We start from the raw sequence: 18,291 nt of genomic DNA on the forward strand, positions 1-18,291 counted from the left end.
AATTTTACTCTCTTTGTTACGCTGTCAATCTTCAATATTTTCAATGAACTTCTCTTAATCCTTTTCTCGCTCTTCTCCCTCCGCATATTGCTACCCTCTAAAAGCGGGTGCAAAACTAAAACCATTTTTCCTAATCACCAAATAATTTTTAGAAAAAATTTATCTAATTTATTTAAAATGATTTTGCCGCAAGAATCCTGACCAATTCCAAAAACCAGTCATAAAAAAAAGGGATTGCAAATTTATGACCCTTTTCTCTAATCAGCAAATAAAATCACAACTTTATTTACTGTTCTATACTAACAATTTCTCTGTAATGAACGAACCCATAAAAAACGGGACTGCAAATGTAAAACAAATCTCAATAATACAAAATAAAAAGAGGCTCAAACTTATTAACAATCGCAAGTTTTTTTTTTACTCTTTCCTACCTGAATAGGTACTGAGCTGATCTTTAAAAACTTGAAGCCGGTCAACAAATGAATAGGAAGGTAAATTAATTTCGCTGATAGACTTATTAAGATCAAAACCTGTACTCAATGGCCTGTCTGCAGGTAAACTCAAGGCATTTGTTTGCACCGGATGGATTAGTTTTTTATCCAAACCAAAGGCATCAGCCACTGCTAAAGCTATCTCATAGATACTCATCAATTGATTACTTGAGATATTAAAAACACCTTTAGCACGTTTTTGAACGGCAAGCCAGCAAGCTTCAGCAAGATCTTCTGCATAAGTGGGCATTCTTAACTGATCGGTGACCACCCTGATCTCCTTGTTGTTTTCCAATGAATTCTTTACCCATAACACGATATTACTTCTGTCATTTCCATCAACGAGTCCGTATACCAAAATCGTGCGGAGAATTGCATGATTCACTTTTGACTTTTTAATCATCTCTTCAGACTTCAATTTTGAAAGTCCGTAATGATTTACCGGATGAGCGGGATCATCCTCCTTATAGACATCACCTTTTTTACCGTCAAAAATAAAATCAGTCGAAAGGTGTACAAGATAAACCCCATTAGGTTCACAATATTCCAATAAATACTCCACCACTTTTATATTCATGAGGTCGCATTCTTTTTGATGTTGTTCGCAGTGATCCACATTGGTCATGGCTGCTGTATGAATTATAATATCAGGAGCAATCGCTTCGAGGCATTGCAAAAGTGCAGATCTATCCAGGAGATCAACATTATAATAGGTGTATCCCTCCTGATTGTGAAGCCTGTTTTCTCCCCTCGACAAGGCATGGATCTCATAACCCTTCTTAGTCAAAAACAATTTCACCAATTTTTGCCCGAGCAAGCCATTACTTCCGGTTATCAATACTTTCTTCAACACTATGGGATTTATTTAGAATAATTTATTCAGCTTACGGATCTCTGCCGGGCGACCAATGACAATAAGCTTGGATTTAGGCACCAGTTTAGTAGAAGCATCGGGGTTAATGATATATTCCTTATCCGGCGTTTTAAATCCGATCACGGTACAGCCTGTTCTCTTTCTCAGATCAAGGTCAAAAATTGATTTATTTGTGTATTCTTCAGGGAGGTCCTCAATAATCAATTCTTCAATATTTGAAGAGCTTTCTCCTTCTATAGACAGCCGGTCAATAAATTCCATAATGTCTGGGGTAGTAACCAACGATGCCATATGTGCTCCCCCCAGTTTATCAGGCATGATTACATTATCAGCTCCTGCTATCTTCAACTTTTTATACGAAGTGTCTATCGAAGCCCTGCTGACAATTGTACATTCGCTGTTCAATTGCCTGGCCGAAAGAACCACGTACAGATTATCGGCATCAGAAGGAAGCGTGGTAATCAAGCTAGTGGCCCTTTCTATCCCCGCAGCGAGTAATGCTTCATCGCTTGTTGCATCTCCTTTTATATATAACATTGTTCCGTCTGCTTCGATTTCTTCAATCAATTCCGGATCATTCTCTACGATCACACAGCCTTTTTTATAACTCTTTAGTCTTGCCATCGCCTGTTTGCCGTTTCGCCCGAATCCACAAACAATTGTATGTTTCTGTAAACTTTGAATTTTCTTTTGCACCTGCTTAAATTTAAGTTCCTCTATGAATTTATTATTTGCAATATAATCTGTAATCACCGAAATGATATATCCAAAAATAGTAATACTCGTTATGATCAGTAAAATTGTAAAGATTTTAGCATCTGAATCCAATGGCTGCACCTCCTTAAATCCAACCGTCGAGATCGTTATAACGGTCATATATAAAGCGTTTATCCATCCATAATCTGCAATAAAAACAAAACCAATTGTTCCAATCAAAATAATTAGGAACAACATGCTTAAAGCGATGTAGAATCTTGATTTTATGAATACACTTTTAAAGGCCAATGATCAAAATTTTAAGGGTTACAGGTCAAAAACAGAAGTTCGCTTGGTATAGATCATATCCTTAAGTTTTAATAAAAAAGCCAAGGTAAGGTAAATCCCAAATGATAATCCCACTGTTACAAACGAGATATAAATAAAAAACAAGCGAACGTTGGAAGCGCGGATTCCCAACCTATCTGCAAACCTTGCAGAAACATCAAATCCTCTGATCTCAAAAAAATGGCGTATGGAATGTATAAAGTTCAAGCTTAATTTTTTATTGCAATTTATAAAAATAAAATTTACGATACATGTATAATTTAAAACTGCTTTCAATTAAGTAAATTTGCTCTTTTTTCAACAATCTATGAGTTTAAAACAGGATTATATCGAAGTACTCGGTGCCAGGGTTCACAATCTAAAGAACATTGACGTCAGGATCCCCAGAGAAAAACTGGTCGTCATCACTGGTCTCAGCGGCAGCGGAAAATCATCGCTTGCTTTTGATACAATCTATGCCGAGGGCCAAAGAAGGTATATAGAAACTTTTTCTGCTTATGCAAGACAATTTTTAGGAGGGCTTGAGCGGCCGGATGTTGATAAAATAGAGGGCCTTTCACCGGTCATTGCTATTGAGCAAAAAACAACTAGTAAGAGCCCAAGGTCAACTGTAGGTACCATAACAGAGGTATATGACTTTCTAAGGCTGCTTTACGCCAGGGTAGGAATTGCTTATTCATACAATACTGACGAAAAAATGGTGAGCTATAGTGATGAGGAAATACATGAGCTTATAATGACAGACTTCCAGGATGAAAAAACAGTGGTACTGGCGCCTGTGATCAAGTCAAGAAAGGGTCATTATCGCGAACTTTTTCAGCAGATTTCCAAACAAGGCTTTGTCAGGGTCCGCATTGATGGTGAAATTCAAGAGATCAAAAGAGGGATGAAGCTCGATCGATACAAAACACATGACATAGAGATCGTCATTGACCGCCTTTTGATCAATAAGGCATCTGAAAAAAGACTAATGGAGAGCATCCGCACAGCCATGTATCACGGTGACGAAACTCTTATGGTTGTGATCCACACCCCAGAGGGAACAGCCTCTCAACCCAGATATTTTAGCAGGAATCTTATGTGTCCCAGCACAGGTATCTCCTACCCTAAACCAGAACCCAATTCGTTTTCTTTCAATTCACCTAAAGGAGCCTGTGAGAATTGCAACGGACTGGGAAAGGTTCATGAGATCAATCTTGACAAGATCATCCCCAACAAACAATTGTCGATCAAAAATGGTGGTCTTGCCCCATTGGGAGAAGAAAAAAAATCATGGATTTTTAAACAGCTGGGCCATATTGCAGATAAATTTGGCTTTAGCCTTTCTGATCCAATAAGCAAAATTCCCAAAGAAGCCATGGAATTGATACTCCAAGGTGGCAAAGATAAACTTGAAATTAATTCAAAAGAACTTGGCGTATCGAGAAAATATGAAATTGATTTTGAAGGTATCAGTAATTTTATCCTCAACCAATACAACGACAGTCAATCAAATTCCATCAAACGCTGGGCAAAGGGGTTTATGGACAAAGTTAATTGCGGGGTCTGTAATGGTGAACGGTTAAAAAAGGAGGCACTTTATTTTAAGATCGATGGGGCCTCAATAGCAGATCTGTCTAATTTGGATATTGATCATTTGGCTCTGTGGTTTAATCAATTGGAGCCCAAACTTACTGAAAAACAACTTATTATAGGTTCAGAAATTATAAAGGAGCTTAGAACCAGAATTCGGTTTTTAATGGATGTCGGGCTCAATTATCTTGCGCTCAGCAGAGGATCCAAGACCCTTTCGGGAGGAGAGGCACAGAGAATTCGTCTGGCTACGCAGATAGGTTCGCAACTTGTAGGGGTTTTGTACATTCTTGATGAGCCAAGTATCGGGTTGCATCAAAGGGATAATGTCAAACTGATAGAATCGCTTAAAAAACTTCGTGATCTGGGCAATTCTGTGTTGGTTGTTGAACATGACAAGGATATGATGATTGCGTCTGATTACGTGATTGACATAGGTCCTGATGCGGGTAAACACGGAGGTGAAATCATCAGTATCGGCACGCCTGAAGAATTGCTTAGCAGCAAAACCCTGACTGCTGATTACCTCAACGGGACAAGGACTTTTGAAATCCCAAAAAACAGAAGAACAGGTAATGGAAAAGAAATCATACTCAAGGGTGCCAAAGGCAATAACCTGAAAAACGTTACGCTAAAGGTTCCTTTAGGCAAATTAATAGGTGTAACAGGAGTTTCAGGAAGTGGCAAGTCATCACTGATCAACGAAACCCTCTATCCAATATTAAACAGGCATATTTACAAAGCTGTTAAAGAGCCACTCCCCTACACCTCGATAAGTGGATTAGAACATATTGACAAAATCATTGATGTTAATCAAACAGCCATTGGAAGAACCCCAAGATCGAACCCAGCCACTTATACAGGTGTTTTTGGAGAGATCAGAAGCCTGTTTGCAAAGACCCCGGAAGCGCTGATCAGAGGCTACAAACCCGGAAGGTTCTCTTTTAATGTTAAGGACGGACGCTGTGAAACTTGTAAAGGTGGTGGCGTGAGAGTTATTGAAATGAACTTTTTACCAGATGTAGAAGTTGAATGTGAAACCTGCCAGGGGAAGAGATTTACCAGAGAGACCCTGGAGATTCGGTATAAGGGAAAATCCATTTCGGATGTATTGAATATGACCATTGAAGAAGCTGTTCGTTTTTTTGAACATATCCCGAAAATATACCTCAAGCTTAAGACCATAGAAGACGTTGGCTTGGGTTATATCACTCTTGGGCAACAATCCACCACACTTTCAGGAGGTGAAGCACAGCGAATAAAACTTGCGGCTGAATTATCAAAACGCGACACGGGAAATACTTTTTATATACTGGATGAACCTACGACAGGCCTGCATTTCGAAGATATTAGCATTTTAATGAAAGTCCTTAACAAACTGGTTGAGAAGGGTAATACAGTCCTGATTATTGAGCATAACCTGGATGTAATCAAATTATGTGACCACCTTATAGATATTGGAAAAGAAGGGGGAATGAAAGGAGGAAAAATTCTTTGTTCCGGAACGCCCGAAGAGATATGTACCCACAAACAAAGTTATACGGCAAGGTTCTTAAAAAAAGAGCTAAATTTATAATTTTTAAATAGAAAAATACCGAATAAAAAATTGAACTATGACTCCAAATGAGGATAAAAGAATAAGGGAAACATTAAAACAGAAAACCTGGAATGAAATAAAAACAAATGATTCATGGGCCATTTTCAAGGTTATGAGTGAATTTGTTGATGGATATGAAAAGTTAAGTAGGATTGGCCCCTGTGTAAGTGTGTTTGGATCAGCAAGAACAAAGCCCGGTGAAACCTATTATGAACTCGCCGAAAACATAGCATTCCAGCTTACCCAAAATGGTTATGGGGTGATCACCGGTGGTGGTCCCGGAATCATGGAAGCGGGTAATAAAGGAGCTCACAGAGGTGGTGGTGTTTCTGTAGGATTAAATATTGAATTACCTTTTGAACAAAAAGACAATCCCTTTATAGATCGTGGAAAAAACCTTGAATTCGACTACTTTTTTGTAAGAAAAGTAATGTTTGTTAAATATGCTCAGGGATTTGTGGCTATGCCGGGAGGTTTTGGCACTCTTGACGAATTGTTTGAAGCCATTACCCTCATTCAGACAAAAAAAATTGCCAAATTCCCAATTATACTGGTCGGAACTTCGTTTTGGAATGGGTTGTTGGATTGGATTATTGAGACTATGCTAAAAAAACAAGGGAATATAAGTGATGTTGATCTAGAGCTTTTTAAGATAGTGGATACAGCTGATGAAGTTGTTGATATTATTAATAATTTCTATAAAAAGCATCTGTTAAGCCCGAATTTTTAACAATTATTATTATCCACCAACACTTCTGAAAATTTGGGAATTAAAAGGTTCATACTGTACATTATATTAGGCTTGCCTTTATTTTTGCATGCTCAAAAAAATCAAATCTCCATAAAGGCGATGCTTCTTAATAATCACAAGATCCTTATTGACCAGGAAATCATCTATTACAATCCTTCTGATAAACCCATGGATACGATATACCTGTTAAACTGGGCCAATGGATACAGAGACAAAAAAACACCCCTTACCAAAAGATTGATCGAAGACTACGACAAAAGCCTCTATTTTGCCCGTATAGACGACAGGGGGTATTCAAGCATTCGGTTTTTACAATGTAACGGATCCTATACGAAATACAATGAGCATAAAGACGCCGCAGATATTATACGCGTGATATTACCTGCTACCTTGCCACCAAAAGAATCGGTAAAAATCAATGTTGAATATGAAGTAAAGCTTCCCAAAGACAAATACACCCGTTATGGGCATGGTGAACTCAGCTACAACCTCAGGTACTGGCATTTGACTCCCGCGGTATACGATAATACCAAGTGGCACTTGTTCAGTAATTTGAATATGGATGATTACTATATGCAGCCCGCAGATTTCAAGATAGATTTTGCAGTACCGCTGGGTTATACACTTCATTCTGAACTCGATCAGGAAGTGGCGATTAAAAAAGATCACGTGCTGTATTCTTTAAAAGGTAAAGATCGGTTGGATATCCAACTCAACATACTGCTGAACAATGACTTTTCCATTTACGATACCCAGGACCTCAAGATTGTTACGGATATCAAAAGTAAAAACCTTACTGAGAATATCAAGGTAGATGTACTCCAAAGACAAATAGATTTCATCAAGGAGTATCTTGGCAACTACCCGCATCAAAAAATGCTGGTCAATTTGGCTTCGTATCAGAAAAGGCCGGTCTATGGATTTAATCAATTGCCAAAATCGCTGAATCCATTTTCGGATATTTTCGAATGGGATATCAAATTGTTCAAAACCATCACTGATCGCTATATAGAAAATACCATCCTGACAAATACCAGGGAAGATGCCTGGCTCGCTGATGGTATACAGATCTATTTGATGATCGAATATGTTAAGAATTATTATCCCGAGGTTAAGGCTATCGGTAATATTTCTAAAAAATGGGGTATTCGCCAATACAATATAGCCAAATTGGACTTTAACGGTAAGTATCCTTTTGTATATCAATTCTCAACACGTAAAGAATTGGATCAGTCCCTGAGCACTCGTGCCGATTCACTCTCAAATTTCAATCTAAAACTTGTAAATCGTTATAAATCAGGACTCGGTCTTAGATACCTTAATGAATATCTGAACAACGATATCGTAAAAAAGAGCCTTAAGGAATTTTATCAGGAGCATAACTTGAAACTTTCTAAAACAGTATCCTTTAATGAGATTCTTACATCAAAAACTGACAAAGACCTGAGCTGGTATTTTGGGAACTATCTCAAAACGGACAACAAAATCAATTATACAATAGAAAGTATCAGGAAGGAGTCTGATTCAGTAGAAGTAACGATAAAGAATAAAAGTAACTTTCCGGCGCCCATTACACTTTATGGGGTCAACAAAAAGGAGATCAAATATAAACAATGGATAGACCCGATTGACGTAGAAAAAAAGGTCAAAGTTCCTGTAAAGGATATTGATCGCCTGAGCTTGAATTATGAATATTTGTATCCGGAGGCCAATTTGAGAGACAACTGGAAAAAGCTTAACAGAAAATTATTGAACAGGCCTTTAAAAGTTACGTTTTTTAGAGACATTGAAGATCCATACTATAACCAGGTGTTCTACAAACCTATCATAGATTATAATTTCTACGATGGGTTTTTACTCGGGCCCAATATATACAACCAGGCTTTATTCAAAAAGAAATGGTTGTTCTCGGCAACTCCTGTTTACGGTTTTAAAAGCAATACAATTACAGGGAATTTTGCCTTTGCCTATGAACACCTGCCTCAGGAAACAGGCGTTTACAGGTACAGGGCAGGGATTTCAGCAAGTCGATCGCATTATGACAATGACCTGGCCTTTAACAAGATTTCGCCCTTTTTCCTGATAGATTTTAAAAGAAATACGCTTCGTGACGTTGGCGGAAAAAGCTTATTGACCCGTTATGTTATGGTAGACAAAGAGCTGCCTCTTGAAGCCGAAATTCCAGAATCCTACAAGTACAACATATTCAATATTCGCTATGGGTATGCACAACCAAATATCATTAATGACTTGAGGTATTTTGCTGATTTTCAATACAATGATAATTTTAGCAAGGCCTCTATTGATGTCAGATATCGAAAACTAACAAACATCAACCGTTACCTGGATTTCAGGATGTTCTTTGGTGCATTTCTATTTAATGATACCGAAAGTAATTTCTTTAGCTACTCAAGCGACAGGCCCAGCGATTATCTCTTTGACCTGAATTACCTGGGGCGATCTGAAGATTCAGGCTTTTTAAGTCAGCAAGTAATCATTACCGAAGGAGGCTTCAAAAGTATTTTCGAAGATTCTTATGCCAATGAGTGGATTCTTTCCTCCAATGCCAGCATTGGCGTCTGGCGGTTTATTGAACTATATGCAGATGCAGGGTTCCTTAAAAACCGTAATGAGAATGCCAGATTTAAGTACGATACAGGTGTAAGGCTTAATTTTATTCACAATTTCCTTGAAGTGTATTTCCCCCTTCAATCGAGCAATGGTTTTGAACCGGAATTTTCTGATTATGCCTCCAGGATAAGATTTGTGCTCACTATAGATATTGAACGGGTTTACAACTTTGTAAAACGAGGGTTTTATTGATTTTCAAATTTTATTTTCAAAAACTAAAATTCTATTTTTATCTCGTTTTCAGGAAGTTAAGTCAGGCCGGAATTTGCCCTTATTTTCATATATTTGCATAACTCCTAAACACTTATATACATGATCAATAAGGCGGTCGAATCTTCGAAAAAATTGTCTTTTCTTGAATTTAAAAACGAAGTCATCAACGACTATAAAATTGCAGTTCTAAGCAGAGAGTGCAGTCTAATAGGCAGACGTGAGGTTTTAACCGGGAAAGCCAAATTTGGAATTTTTGGTGGAGGTAAGGAAGTGCCTCAGCTCGCTATGGCCAAGGCCTTTAAAAAAGGAGATTGGCGCTCGGGATATTACCGTGATCAAACCTTTATGATGGCTATAGGAGAATACAGTCCAAAACATTTTTTTGCAAGTCTTTACGCACATGCAGATATAGAAGCAGACAGCTTCTCGGCAGGAAGACAGATGAACGGTCATTTTGCAACTCATTCGATCAATGAAGATGGCAGCTGGAAAAACTTAAGACATCAGTACAACGTAAGTTCGGACATATCCCCTACTGCCGGGCAGATGCCCCGTTTACTGGGGCTCGCAGAAGCTTCGAAAAAATTCAGAAATATTGAAGGTCTTGACCAGCAGGAACTACTATCGTCAAAAGGTAACGAAGTTGCCTGGGGAACTATCGGTAATGCGAGCACTTCAGAAGGGCCGTTCTTTGAAACTATCAACGCTGCCGGTGTTTTGAAAGTTCCTATGGTAATCAGTATCTGGGATGATGAATATGGTATCTCGGTCCATTCAAAATATCAAACCACCAAGGAAAGCATTTCTGAGATTCTAAAAGGATTCCAAAGAGATGGCAAAGGCTCTGGCTATGAAATTTTTGTGGTCAACGGATGGAATTATACCCAACTCGTCGATGTATATAACAAGGCCTCCGCAATTGCGCGTGAAGAGCACGTTCCTGTGATCATACATGTTAAAGAACTTACCCAGCCCCAAGGGCATTCAACCTCAGGGTCTCATGAAAGATATAAGAATCCAGAAAGACTAACCTGGGAGAAAGAGCATGATTGCAATGCTAAAATGCGAGAATGGATCCTGAATTTTGAATTAGAAGACCAGGATGGTCAGGTATTGAAGTTCGTCGAAAATGAGGAGGAACTACTTGCTTTGGAAAAAGAGGTGAAAGCCGTAGTCAGGAATGCCAAAAAAGAATCCTGGAACGACTATCTAAAACCCATGCTTCAAGAGAGAAAAGAACTCCTTGCCCTTCTTGAAAAAGCTGCTAAAAAAAGTGAAAACAAAATTTTTATTGAAAAACTAAAACGAGAACTGGAGTCAACTGATGAACCCATCAGGAAAAATATATTGACAATAGGCAGAAAGAGCCTTATATATCTCAGAGACGAGAACTTTGTTGAAAAGGAAATGCTTCAGAATTGGGTGAAGGATTATTACGCCATCCAACAACCCAAATACAGCTCACATCTCTATAGCGAACTGGATAGCAAAGCGACGAATATTGAAGAAATTGAAGCCATATACGATGATGAAGCAGAAGATGTGGACGCAAGAGTTGTGATCAGAAACAACTTTGATGCGCTGCTGGGTAAAAATAAAAAAATCCTGATTTTTGGAGAAGATTCAGGAAAAATAGGAGATGTAAACCAGGGGCTTGAAGGGCTTCAGGAAAAATATGGAGAAGAAAGGGTATATGATACCGGAATCAGGGAAACTACCATTATTGGCCAAGGAATTGGAATGGCAATGAGAGGTTTAAGACCCATTGCCGAAATTCAATATCTCGATTATATTTTTTATGCAACCCAGGTGCTTACGGATGATCTGGCCACGCTCAGATACAGGACCTTTGGAAAACAAATTGCTCCCCTTATCATCAGGACCAGAGGGCATCGGCTCGAAGGAATCTGGCATTCAGGTTCACAAATGGGAAGTTTAATCAACCTGTTTCGTGGAATTTATATTCTCGTGCCACGAAACATGACCAAGGCTGCAGGCTTTTACAATACCTTAATGAAATCAGATGAACCTGCCATTGTTATCGAAAACCTGAATGGGTACAGACTAAAAGAAAGTATCCCTACCAATTTAGGTGAATTCACTACTCCTATTGGCGTGGTAGAGACCATCAAAGAAGGAAGTGACATTACTTTGGTGTCATATGGCTCAACACTCAAAATTGTTGAGGAGGCTTCGAAAGACCTGTCTCAAGTGGGAATAGATGCAGAAATTATCGACGTACAATCCCTCTTGCCCTTTGATCTTGAGCACGAAGTATTGCAAAGTGTACAGAAGACCAACCGGCTTGTCATTATTGATGAAGACATTCCAGGCGGGGCATCAGCCTACTTGCTTGATGAAATTATCAATAGGCAGGGAGCGTATCATTTTCTAGACAGCAAACCAACTACCATTACCGCCAAGGCACACAGACCTGCGTATGGTACTGACGGTGACTATTTTTCAAAACCCTCTGTTAATGATATTTTCGAAGGTGTCTACACCGTAATGCACGAAAGCAACCCCACCAAATTTAAAAGCCTTTTTACGTAACATGGCTTATTTTTGTAACATAGATCACTGATAACCAGTTAAAGTATTCATAATTTTATTGTGCTTTTTAGGATTTGTAGTACCTTTGCGAGCAATTAAAGGACAGTAATATCTCTGCCTTCAAGAATCAACCGCCGCCTTTTACTAACTTAAATTATGATCAGAAAAAGATTTTTCTTTCTTTGTTTAGTCGTAATCGCTTTGAGCAGCTCAGTTATTTCTGCAGCTCCTGAAAGAGAAAACAGCTATGTTGCTTTTGAGGACTTTACCGCTTATGCCAGAAATATTTATCATCAACTCAATGATAATGACCTCAGCTATCAACCTTTTGAAACCGCTCTTAAAGGCTATCTCAAATTAGCACAGGAGGGTCAAATTGAATTTGGCAGCCTTCTTACCGTAATTGATATGAGTGTTTCTGCCAACAAAAACAGGTTCTTCCTGATCGACATTGAAAAAGAAAAGATCGTGCATAAAAGCATTGTTGCACATGGAAGAAATTCGGGTGGTGAATATGCAAAGTATTTTTCTAATAAAATCGGCTCCTTTAAAAGCAGTATCGGGTTTTACCGTACAGGTGAAACCTATCAGGGCAAACACGGTCTTTCACTGAGATTGGACGGCCTTGAATTCAGCAACAGCAATGCCAGGAAAAGAGCCATTGTCATTCATGCTGCCGATTATGTAAGCTCAGTTTTTATTGAAAAAAACGGAAGATTGGGCCGAAGTTTAGGCTGCCCGTCTTTACCTCAAAAGGATTATGTTCAGATCGTTGAAAGGATTAAGGAAGGAACACTTCTTTTTATATATTATCCTGAGGCCCATTATCTGAAAAATTCTAACCTTGCGAATTCTAGTTTTACCACGCAAACGACAATAACAGGATTAGTCGAAAGTCAATAGTGGCAACCTAAATCAAACTCTTGTTGATTCTTTTTACAAGGGCAGGGCCTTCATATATAAAACCCGTATACAACTGAACAAGATCTGCTCCTGCTTCTAGTTTTTCCCTTGCATCATCTGCTGAATGAATCCCGCCTACTCCAATGATTGCAAATGATTTTCCGGATTTTTGAGCTAAAAAGCGAATCACTTCCGTGGATCTGTTTTTGACAGGTTTCCCGCTAAGGCCACCGGTTTCGGTCTTTTGTTCTGATATCAATCCATCCCTGGCTATCGTTGTATTTGTGGCAATAACGCCTGCGATCTTCGTTGTATTCACGATATCTATAATATCCAACAGCTGACTATCGGTAAGATCCGGAGCAATTTTTAAAAGGATCGGCTTTGGTTTCTTCTTTTTGTTATTTTCGTTTTGAAGTGCCTGCAACAAATCTGTAAGTGGTCCTTTGTCTTGAAGTGCACGCAGATTAGGTGTATTGGGTGAACTCACATTGACTACAAAGTAATCTACCACCTCAAAGAGTTTTTCAAAACAAATCATGTAATCATCAACCGCCCGTTCATTAGGGGTAACTTTGTTCTTGCCTATGTTCCCTCCAATAATGATGTTAGTTTTCCTCTTTTTCAATCTTTCAACCACAACATCGACTCCGTCATTGTTGAAACCCATCCTGTTGATCAGGGCTTCATCAGCTTTTAACCTAAAAATTCTCTTTTTAGGATTTCCTGGCTGCGGTTTGGGAGTAACTGTACCCACTTCAATAAATCCAAAACCATAATTGGCAAACTCGTCAAAGAGGAGGGCATTTTTATCGAAACCTGCAGCCAAACCCACAGGATTTTCAAACTTCAGGCCAAGTAGCTCGCGATGGAGTTTGGGGTTTTCAACCCTGAAAATAAGTCTTGTAAACTGCGGAATCAGCGGTATTCTCATGATTCCTTTTATCAAAGAAAACGTAAAGTGATGGACCTTTTCAGGATCAAATTGAAAAAGTATGCTTCTAACCAGTAATTTGTACATAAAAACAGTATTAAGACTATCTCAATTCGGCTTCAAATTGCTTTTTAAAACCTTCTTGTAATTTGGTCATGATTTTGTCGATTTGCTTATCCGTTAAAGTCTTGTTTTCGTCCTGTAAGATAAAACTCAAAGCGTATGATTTTTTACCTTCAGGCAATTTATCGCCTATATACACATCAAAAAGATCAACATTTTTTAAAAATTTTCTTTCACTTTGAAATGCATAATTATAGAGATCGATAAAATCGACATTTTCATCAAGCAACAGGGCAAGATCCCTTTTTACCTCAGGGTACTTGGGTAAACCGGTAATCTTGATTACTTTCTTCCCTACATTCTCAATCACATTGTCCCAGTCAAAATCGGCAAACAAAACTTCCTGCTTGATGCCAAATTTTTTAAGTATCGTATCGCTCACTGCCCCGAACTCCACAATTTTTGACTTACCGAGTCGCAGGCTGATTCCTTTTGAAAAAATATCATTTTTAGTTCTTGAATATTTCATGTCGGTAATCCCAAGTCTTTCCATCAGGGTCTTGACAAGCCCCTTCAAATAAAAAACATCAGAATCCCTTTCGGTCGAAGCCCAATGATCATCCGACCTTTTGCCTGTAATGGCCATCGCCAGATGTTTGTTTTCTGTATATCCCTGATCATATTTGTGGTAGGTATTGCCAAATTCAAACATTCTCAGGTTGTTGTTTTTTCGATTGATGTTATATGAAATTCCTTCAAGCAATCCAAACAACATCGATTGTCTCATCACCGAAAGATCTCCGCTCAAAGGATTGAGTATTCCCACATTATTTTCTTTACCAATACACTCCGAAGCATCAGCATATTCAGGCTTGGTCAGAGAATTACTCATGGATTCGAACATCCCGTTGGCAATCAAAAAACCCGAAGCCACCGTCTCAATTTTTTCAGGGCTCCATTTATTTGAGCTTGCCACCGAAGTTTTGATCTTTTCGGGGATCTCAACATTGTTATAACCATAAACCCTTAAAATCTCTTCGACAATATCAGCTTCCCGGGTTACATCAACGCGATAGGCCGGAATAGTAAGCCCTAATCCCGATTCAGTTTGATGGTTAATTCTAATATCAAGGGAAGCCAGAATATCTTTTATTGTATCTGCAGGTATTTCCTCCCCAATAAGTTTAAATGCCTTTTCGTAAGAGAAATTTACCTGGAAATCTTCTATCTTATTAGGATATACATCAATCACATCCGAGACGATCTTTCCATTAGCCAGTTGCGCAATCCAAATGGCAGCGCGCTTGAGCGCATATACAACAGCATTCGGATTGATCCCTCTCTCAAAGCGAAAAGAGGCATCTGTATTCAAGGCATGCCTTTTAGCCGTTTTTCTTATTGAAACGGGGTTGAAATAGGCAGCTTCCAGGAAAATGCTCGTTGTGTTTTCGGAGACACCTGATTTCAATCCTCCGTAAACACCTCCGATACACATAGGCTTACCTGCTCCGTCGCAGATCATGATATCGTCTTTATGCAATTCTCTTTCAACGCCATCAAGTCCTGTGAATTTTGTTCCTGTAGGAAGGTTCTTGACAACAACCTTGTCTCCTTCAATCATGTCGGCATCAAAAGCATGTAATGGCTGGCCAAGGCCATGAAGTATATAGTTCGTAATATCCACAACGTTATTTATCGGCCCCAAACCTATCGCTTTAAGGCGGTGTTGCAACCAGGCCGGAGATTCCTCAATTTTCAAGTCGGTTATGGTGATTCCCGCATATCTTGGCACCTGCTCGGTATCCTCTACTTCGACCTTTATACTGTATGTGCGTTCATCTACATGAAAATCACTTACCGAAGGGGTGTTCAATTTCGTTTGCATCTCTTCCATCTGCAGCAATCCGGCATAAAGATCCCTTGCAACACCCAAATGACTCATGGCATCTGCCCTGTTCGGCGTCAATCCGATTTCAAATACCTTATCTGTATAAAGTTCAAAAATATCAGCTGCCGGTGTTCCAATTTTAGCATCAGGCGATAAAACCATGATACCATCATGATCTGAACCAAGCCCCAGTTCATCTTCAGCACAAATCATCCCATGACTGAATTCTCCTCTGATTTTACCTTTTTTGATCTTAAAATGTTCTCCGTTCTCAGTATATAGCGTCGTTCCAACTGTTGCTACAGGAACCTTCTGCCCCTTGGCTACATTTGGCGCTCCACAAACGATTTGAACAGGTTGACCATCACCCAGGTCAACTTGTGTAATTTTCAATCGATCCGCATTAGGATGTTGAATACAATTAAGTACTTTACCTACAACCACGCCTTCCAGATTGCCTTTTACAGATTCAAAAGTTTCAATGCCTTCTACTTCTAATCCTAAATCAGTTAAGACCTCACTCACTTTTTCAGCTTCAAGATCAATGTTTAAAAATTCTTTTAACCAATTATATGATATCTTCATCCCAATAATTTTAAGTCTTCAAAAATAAGAAATATACAGTCTTTATATAAGTTTGAGAACACTGATATTCATTATTTTTTCAGGAGCAAAGATATACAATTGCAGGAGCTTTGGGACATGAATACTTCAAGAAATTTTAGGCTTTATGGAATGATTTTAAATATTAATTTAATTTCCCTAATTTGCATTATTATTAATTTTTCGCCATGTCTGTAGAAATAACAAGAATTTTTGATTTCGCTTATTATCAACTTGATAAATATAACCTCTCTAAGGCCCTGGTATCTAAATCCAGTGGCCAATGGGTGTCAACCTCATCCAACGAATTCATCACTAAAGCAAACATTGTTAGCAGAGGTTTGCTTGCCCTTGGTGTAAAACCCGGCGACAAAATCGCACTGATTTCATCTACAAACAGAACCGAATGGAATATCCTGGATTTGGCCCTGTTGCAAATAGGTGCGGTTAACGTTCCTATTTACCCAACGATCAGTGAGGCAGATTATCAATATATTTTCAATCATGCTGAGGTAAAATATTGTTTTCTTTCGGATGAAGGTCTTTTCGAAAAAGCCAGTGCCGTTGAGAAAGAGGTCAAAAGTCTTAAACAAATCTATTCTTTTGACAAAATAAAGGATTGCGCACACTGGGAGGAAGTTTTCACTCTCGGTTCTGACCAAACCTTACAGAAAGAAGTTGACGCCTTGAAAAACAAGGTGAAAGCCAGCGATCTTGCTACCATCATATATACCTCCGGAACCACTGGTGTCCCTAAAGGGGTTATGCTGTCTCACAACAATCTTGTGAGTAATGTTAAGGATACCGTCACCGGGTTGCCGTTTTTAAATGATATCAACAAGGTCATAAGCTTTTTGCCTGTTTGCCATGTTTTTGAAAGAATGCTCCACTATTTGTATATCTATTCGGGTATAACCATATATTTTGCAGAATCCATTGAAAAAATAGCAGATAACGTAAGGGAGGTCAAACCTGATTTTATGAGTGTGGTTCCAAGATTACTTGAAAAAATTTACGATAGTATTATTGCAAAAGGAACCGCCCTAACGGGGATTAAGAAATCGTTATTTTTCTGGGCTGTAGATATAGGTATGGCATACGAACCTTATGGAAGAAATGGATGGTTTTATGAGAGAAAACTGGCATTGGCAAAAAAACTGATCTTTAGTAAATGGAAAGAAGCCCTTGGAGGAGAGCTCAACAACATGGTATCAGGTTCAGCTGCCTTGCAACCAAGGCTTACCAAAATATTCACTGCGGCCGGTATGACGATCTTAGAAGGTTACGGACTTACAGAGACCTCTCCTGTGATATCGGTCAATGTATACGAAAATGAAAATTTTAAAGTCGGTACCGTTGGAAAACCCATTGCAAATGTAGAAGTCAAAATTGCTGAAGACGGAGAGATCCTGATCAAAGGACCCAACGTCATGCAAGGCTACTACAAGGATCCTGAAAAAACAGCTGAAGTCATTACAGGGGATTACTTTCACACAGGTGACAAAGGGGAGATAGACAAAGATGGATTTCTTATCATAACGGGAAGAAAAAAAGAAATTTTTAAAACTTCGGGAGGAAAGTATATCTCGCCGACCCTATTGGAAAATGAAATGAAACAATCGCGTTTTATAGAACAGGTTCTGGTTATAGGGGAAGGGCAAAAAATGCCGGCTGCCATTGTACAGCCCAATTTTGACTTTGTTAAAGAATGGGCAAGGCGTCATCATGTGGATTGTGGCAGCAGCCCCGAAGAAATAGCTGTAAACGAAGCAGTTCACAACAGGATTTTAGAAGAAATCGAGCATGGAAACCAACAATTTGGAAAATGGGAGACCATTAAAAAGTTTGAGATGACCCCTGAAGTCTGGACGGTTGACAATCAACTTCTTACCCCGACATTTAAACCTAAAAGAGAAGTCATCTTACAAAAATACAAACATTTGTATGACAAGATCTATTCCTAAAAAAATAAGGCTATTCTAAGGCTGGCCAGATACAGCTACTTAAAAAATATACCTGCATATTTACAGATAAAACTGTGGCTGAAATCTTTCTGCACTGCTCAAAGTCATGGCTTTAGAAAAGCCTGATCATTATATATACACCTTTTGGGTTCAGGGTCTCTTATTTTAGTTGTAAATACCTTTGGTTATTCATACATTTGTTTCCTCCTA

At 38.8% G+C, this 18,291-nt stretch carries 11 protein-coding genes; 6 read left to right on the forward strand and 5 right to left on the reverse strand.

Translation table 11 applies throughout. The annotated features are described in order from the left end of the window. Positions 1–417 precede the first annotated feature (417 nt). From AABB81_RS07475 to AABB81_RS07485, 3 genes are all read right to left on the reverse strand, one after another. Positions 418–1,341, reverse strand: coding sequence for an SDR family oxidoreductase (locus AABB81_RS07475; RefSeq protein WP_342159674.1), 924 nt, complete (start codon positions 1,339–1,341; stop codon positions 418–420). A 15-nt stretch (positions 1,342–1,356) separates the two neighbouring features. Further along, positions 1,357–2,319, reverse strand: a complete 963-nt coding sequence (locus AABB81_RS07480; protein WP_342159675.1) for a potassium channel family protein — start codon at positions 2,317–2,319, stop codon at positions 1,357–1,359. Between the two features lie 69 nt (positions 2,320–2,388). After that, positions 2,389–2,616: a PspC domain-containing protein gene (locus tag AABB81_RS07485; RefSeq protein ID WP_342159677.1), complete on the reverse strand. Its 228-nt coding sequence runs from the start codon at positions 2,614–2,616 to the stop codon at positions 2,389–2,391. A 100-nt stretch (positions 2,617–2,716) separates the two neighbouring features. Here AABB81_RS07485 and uvrA point away from each other — a divergent pair, with 100 nt between their 5' ends. The 5 genes from uvrA (at position 2,717) to AABB81_RS07510 (ending at position 12,629) form a co-directional block, all read left to right on the forward strand. Next, positions 2,717–5,557: an excinuclease ABC subunit UvrA gene (uvrA, locus tag AABB81_RS07490; protein ID WP_342159679.1), complete on the forward strand. Its 2,841-nt coding sequence runs from the start codon at positions 2,717–2,719 to the stop codon at positions 5,555–5,557. A 37-nt stretch (positions 5,558–5,594) separates the two neighbouring features. Further along, positions 5,595–6,308 (forward strand): LOG family protein, encoded by a 714-nt coding sequence (locus AABB81_RS07495; protein ID WP_342159680.1) that lies wholly within the window; start codon positions 5,595–5,597, stop codon positions 6,306–6,308. A gap of 120 nt (positions 6,309–6,428) precedes the next feature. Further along, positions 6,429–9,152 carry a gluzincin family metallopeptidase gene (locus tag AABB81_RS07500; protein WP_342159681.1) on the forward strand — a complete coding sequence of 908 codons (2,724 nt, stop codon included), beginning with the start codon at positions 6,429–6,431 and terminating at the stop codon, positions 9,150–9,152. 120 nt (positions 9,153–9,272) lie between these two features. Next, positions 9,273–11,726 (forward strand): alpha-ketoacid dehydrogenase subunit alpha/beta, encoded by a 2,454-nt coding sequence (locus AABB81_RS07505; protein ID WP_342159682.1) that lies wholly within the window; start codon positions 9,273–9,275, stop codon positions 11,724–11,726. Positions 11,727–11,882: 156 nt separating this feature from the next. After that, on the forward strand, positions 11,883–12,629 hold the full coding sequence (locus tag AABB81_RS07510; RefSeq protein WP_342159683.1) for a murein L,D-transpeptidase catalytic domain family protein: 747 nt from the start codon (positions 11,883–11,885) through the stop codon (positions 12,627–12,629). 7 nt (positions 12,630–12,636) lie between these two features. Here the strand turns inward: AABB81_RS07510 and AABB81_RS07515 are convergent, their stop codons facing one another. Both AABB81_RS07515 and pheT read right to left on the reverse strand, forming a co-directional pair. Continuing rightward, positions 12,637–13,650, reverse strand: coding sequence for a quinone-dependent dihydroorotate dehydrogenase (locus AABB81_RS07515; RefSeq protein WP_342159684.1), 1,014 nt, complete (start codon positions 13,648–13,650; stop codon positions 12,637–12,639). A 16-nt stretch (positions 13,651–13,666) separates the two neighbouring features. Beyond that, complete coding sequence (gene pheT / locus AABB81_RS07520) at positions 13,667–16,099, reverse strand: phenylalanine--tRNA ligase subunit beta (RefSeq protein ID WP_342159685.1); 2,433 nt, start codon at positions 16,097–16,099, stop codon at positions 13,667–13,669. A gap of 206 nt (positions 16,100–16,305) precedes the next feature. Between pheT and AABB81_RS07525 the strand changes: the two genes are divergently transcribed. Next, positions 16,306–18,081 carry an AMP-dependent synthetase/ligase gene (locus AABB81_RS07525; protein WP_342159686.1) on the forward strand — a complete coding sequence of 592 codons (1,776 nt, stop codon included), beginning with the start codon at positions 16,306–16,308 and terminating at the stop codon, positions 18,079–18,081. Positions 18,082–18,291: the final 210 nt, after the last annotated feature.

Origin of the sequence: Lutimonas vermicola (assembly GCF_038433205.1) — a bacterium.
GTDB classification, from domain to species: Bacteria; Bacteroidota; Bacteroidia; order Flavobacteriales; family Flavobacteriaceae; genus Lutimonas; species Lutimonas vermicola.

Coding starts and splice junctions, on each gene's coding strand:
- AABB81_RS07525 (WP_342159686.1), top strand. CDS start 16,306: ATGTCTGTAGAAATAACAAGAATTTTTGATTTCGCTTATTATCAACTT.
- pheT (WP_342159685.1), bottom strand. CDS start 16,099: ATGAAGATATCATATAATTGGTTAAAAGAATTTTTAAACATTGATCTT.
- AABB81_RS07510 (WP_342159683.1), top strand. CDS start 11,883: ATGATCAGAAAAAGATTTTTCTTTCTTTGTTTAGTCGTAATCGCTTTG.
- AABB81_RS07480 (WP_342159675.1), bottom strand. CDS start 2,319: ATGTTGTTCCTAATTATTTTGATTGGAACAATTGGTTTTGTTTTTATT.
- uvrA (WP_342159679.1), top strand. CDS start 2,717: ATGAGTTTAAAACAGGATTATATCGAAGTACTCGGTGCCAGGGTTCAC.
- AABB81_RS07495 (WP_342159680.1), top strand. CDS start 5,595: ATGACTCCAAATGAGGATAAAAGAATAAGGGAAACATTAAAACAGAAA.
- AABB81_RS07500 (WP_342159681.1), top strand. CDS start 6,429: ATGCTTCTTAATAATCACAAGATCCTTATTGACCAGGAAATCATCTAT.
- AABB81_RS07515 (WP_342159684.1), bottom strand. CDS start 13,650: ATGTACAAATTACTGGTTAGAAGCATACTTTTTCAATTTGATCCTGAA.
- AABB81_RS07505 (WP_342159682.1), top strand. CDS start 9,273: ATGATCAATAAGGCGGTCGAATCTTCGAAAAAATTGTCTTTTCTTGAA.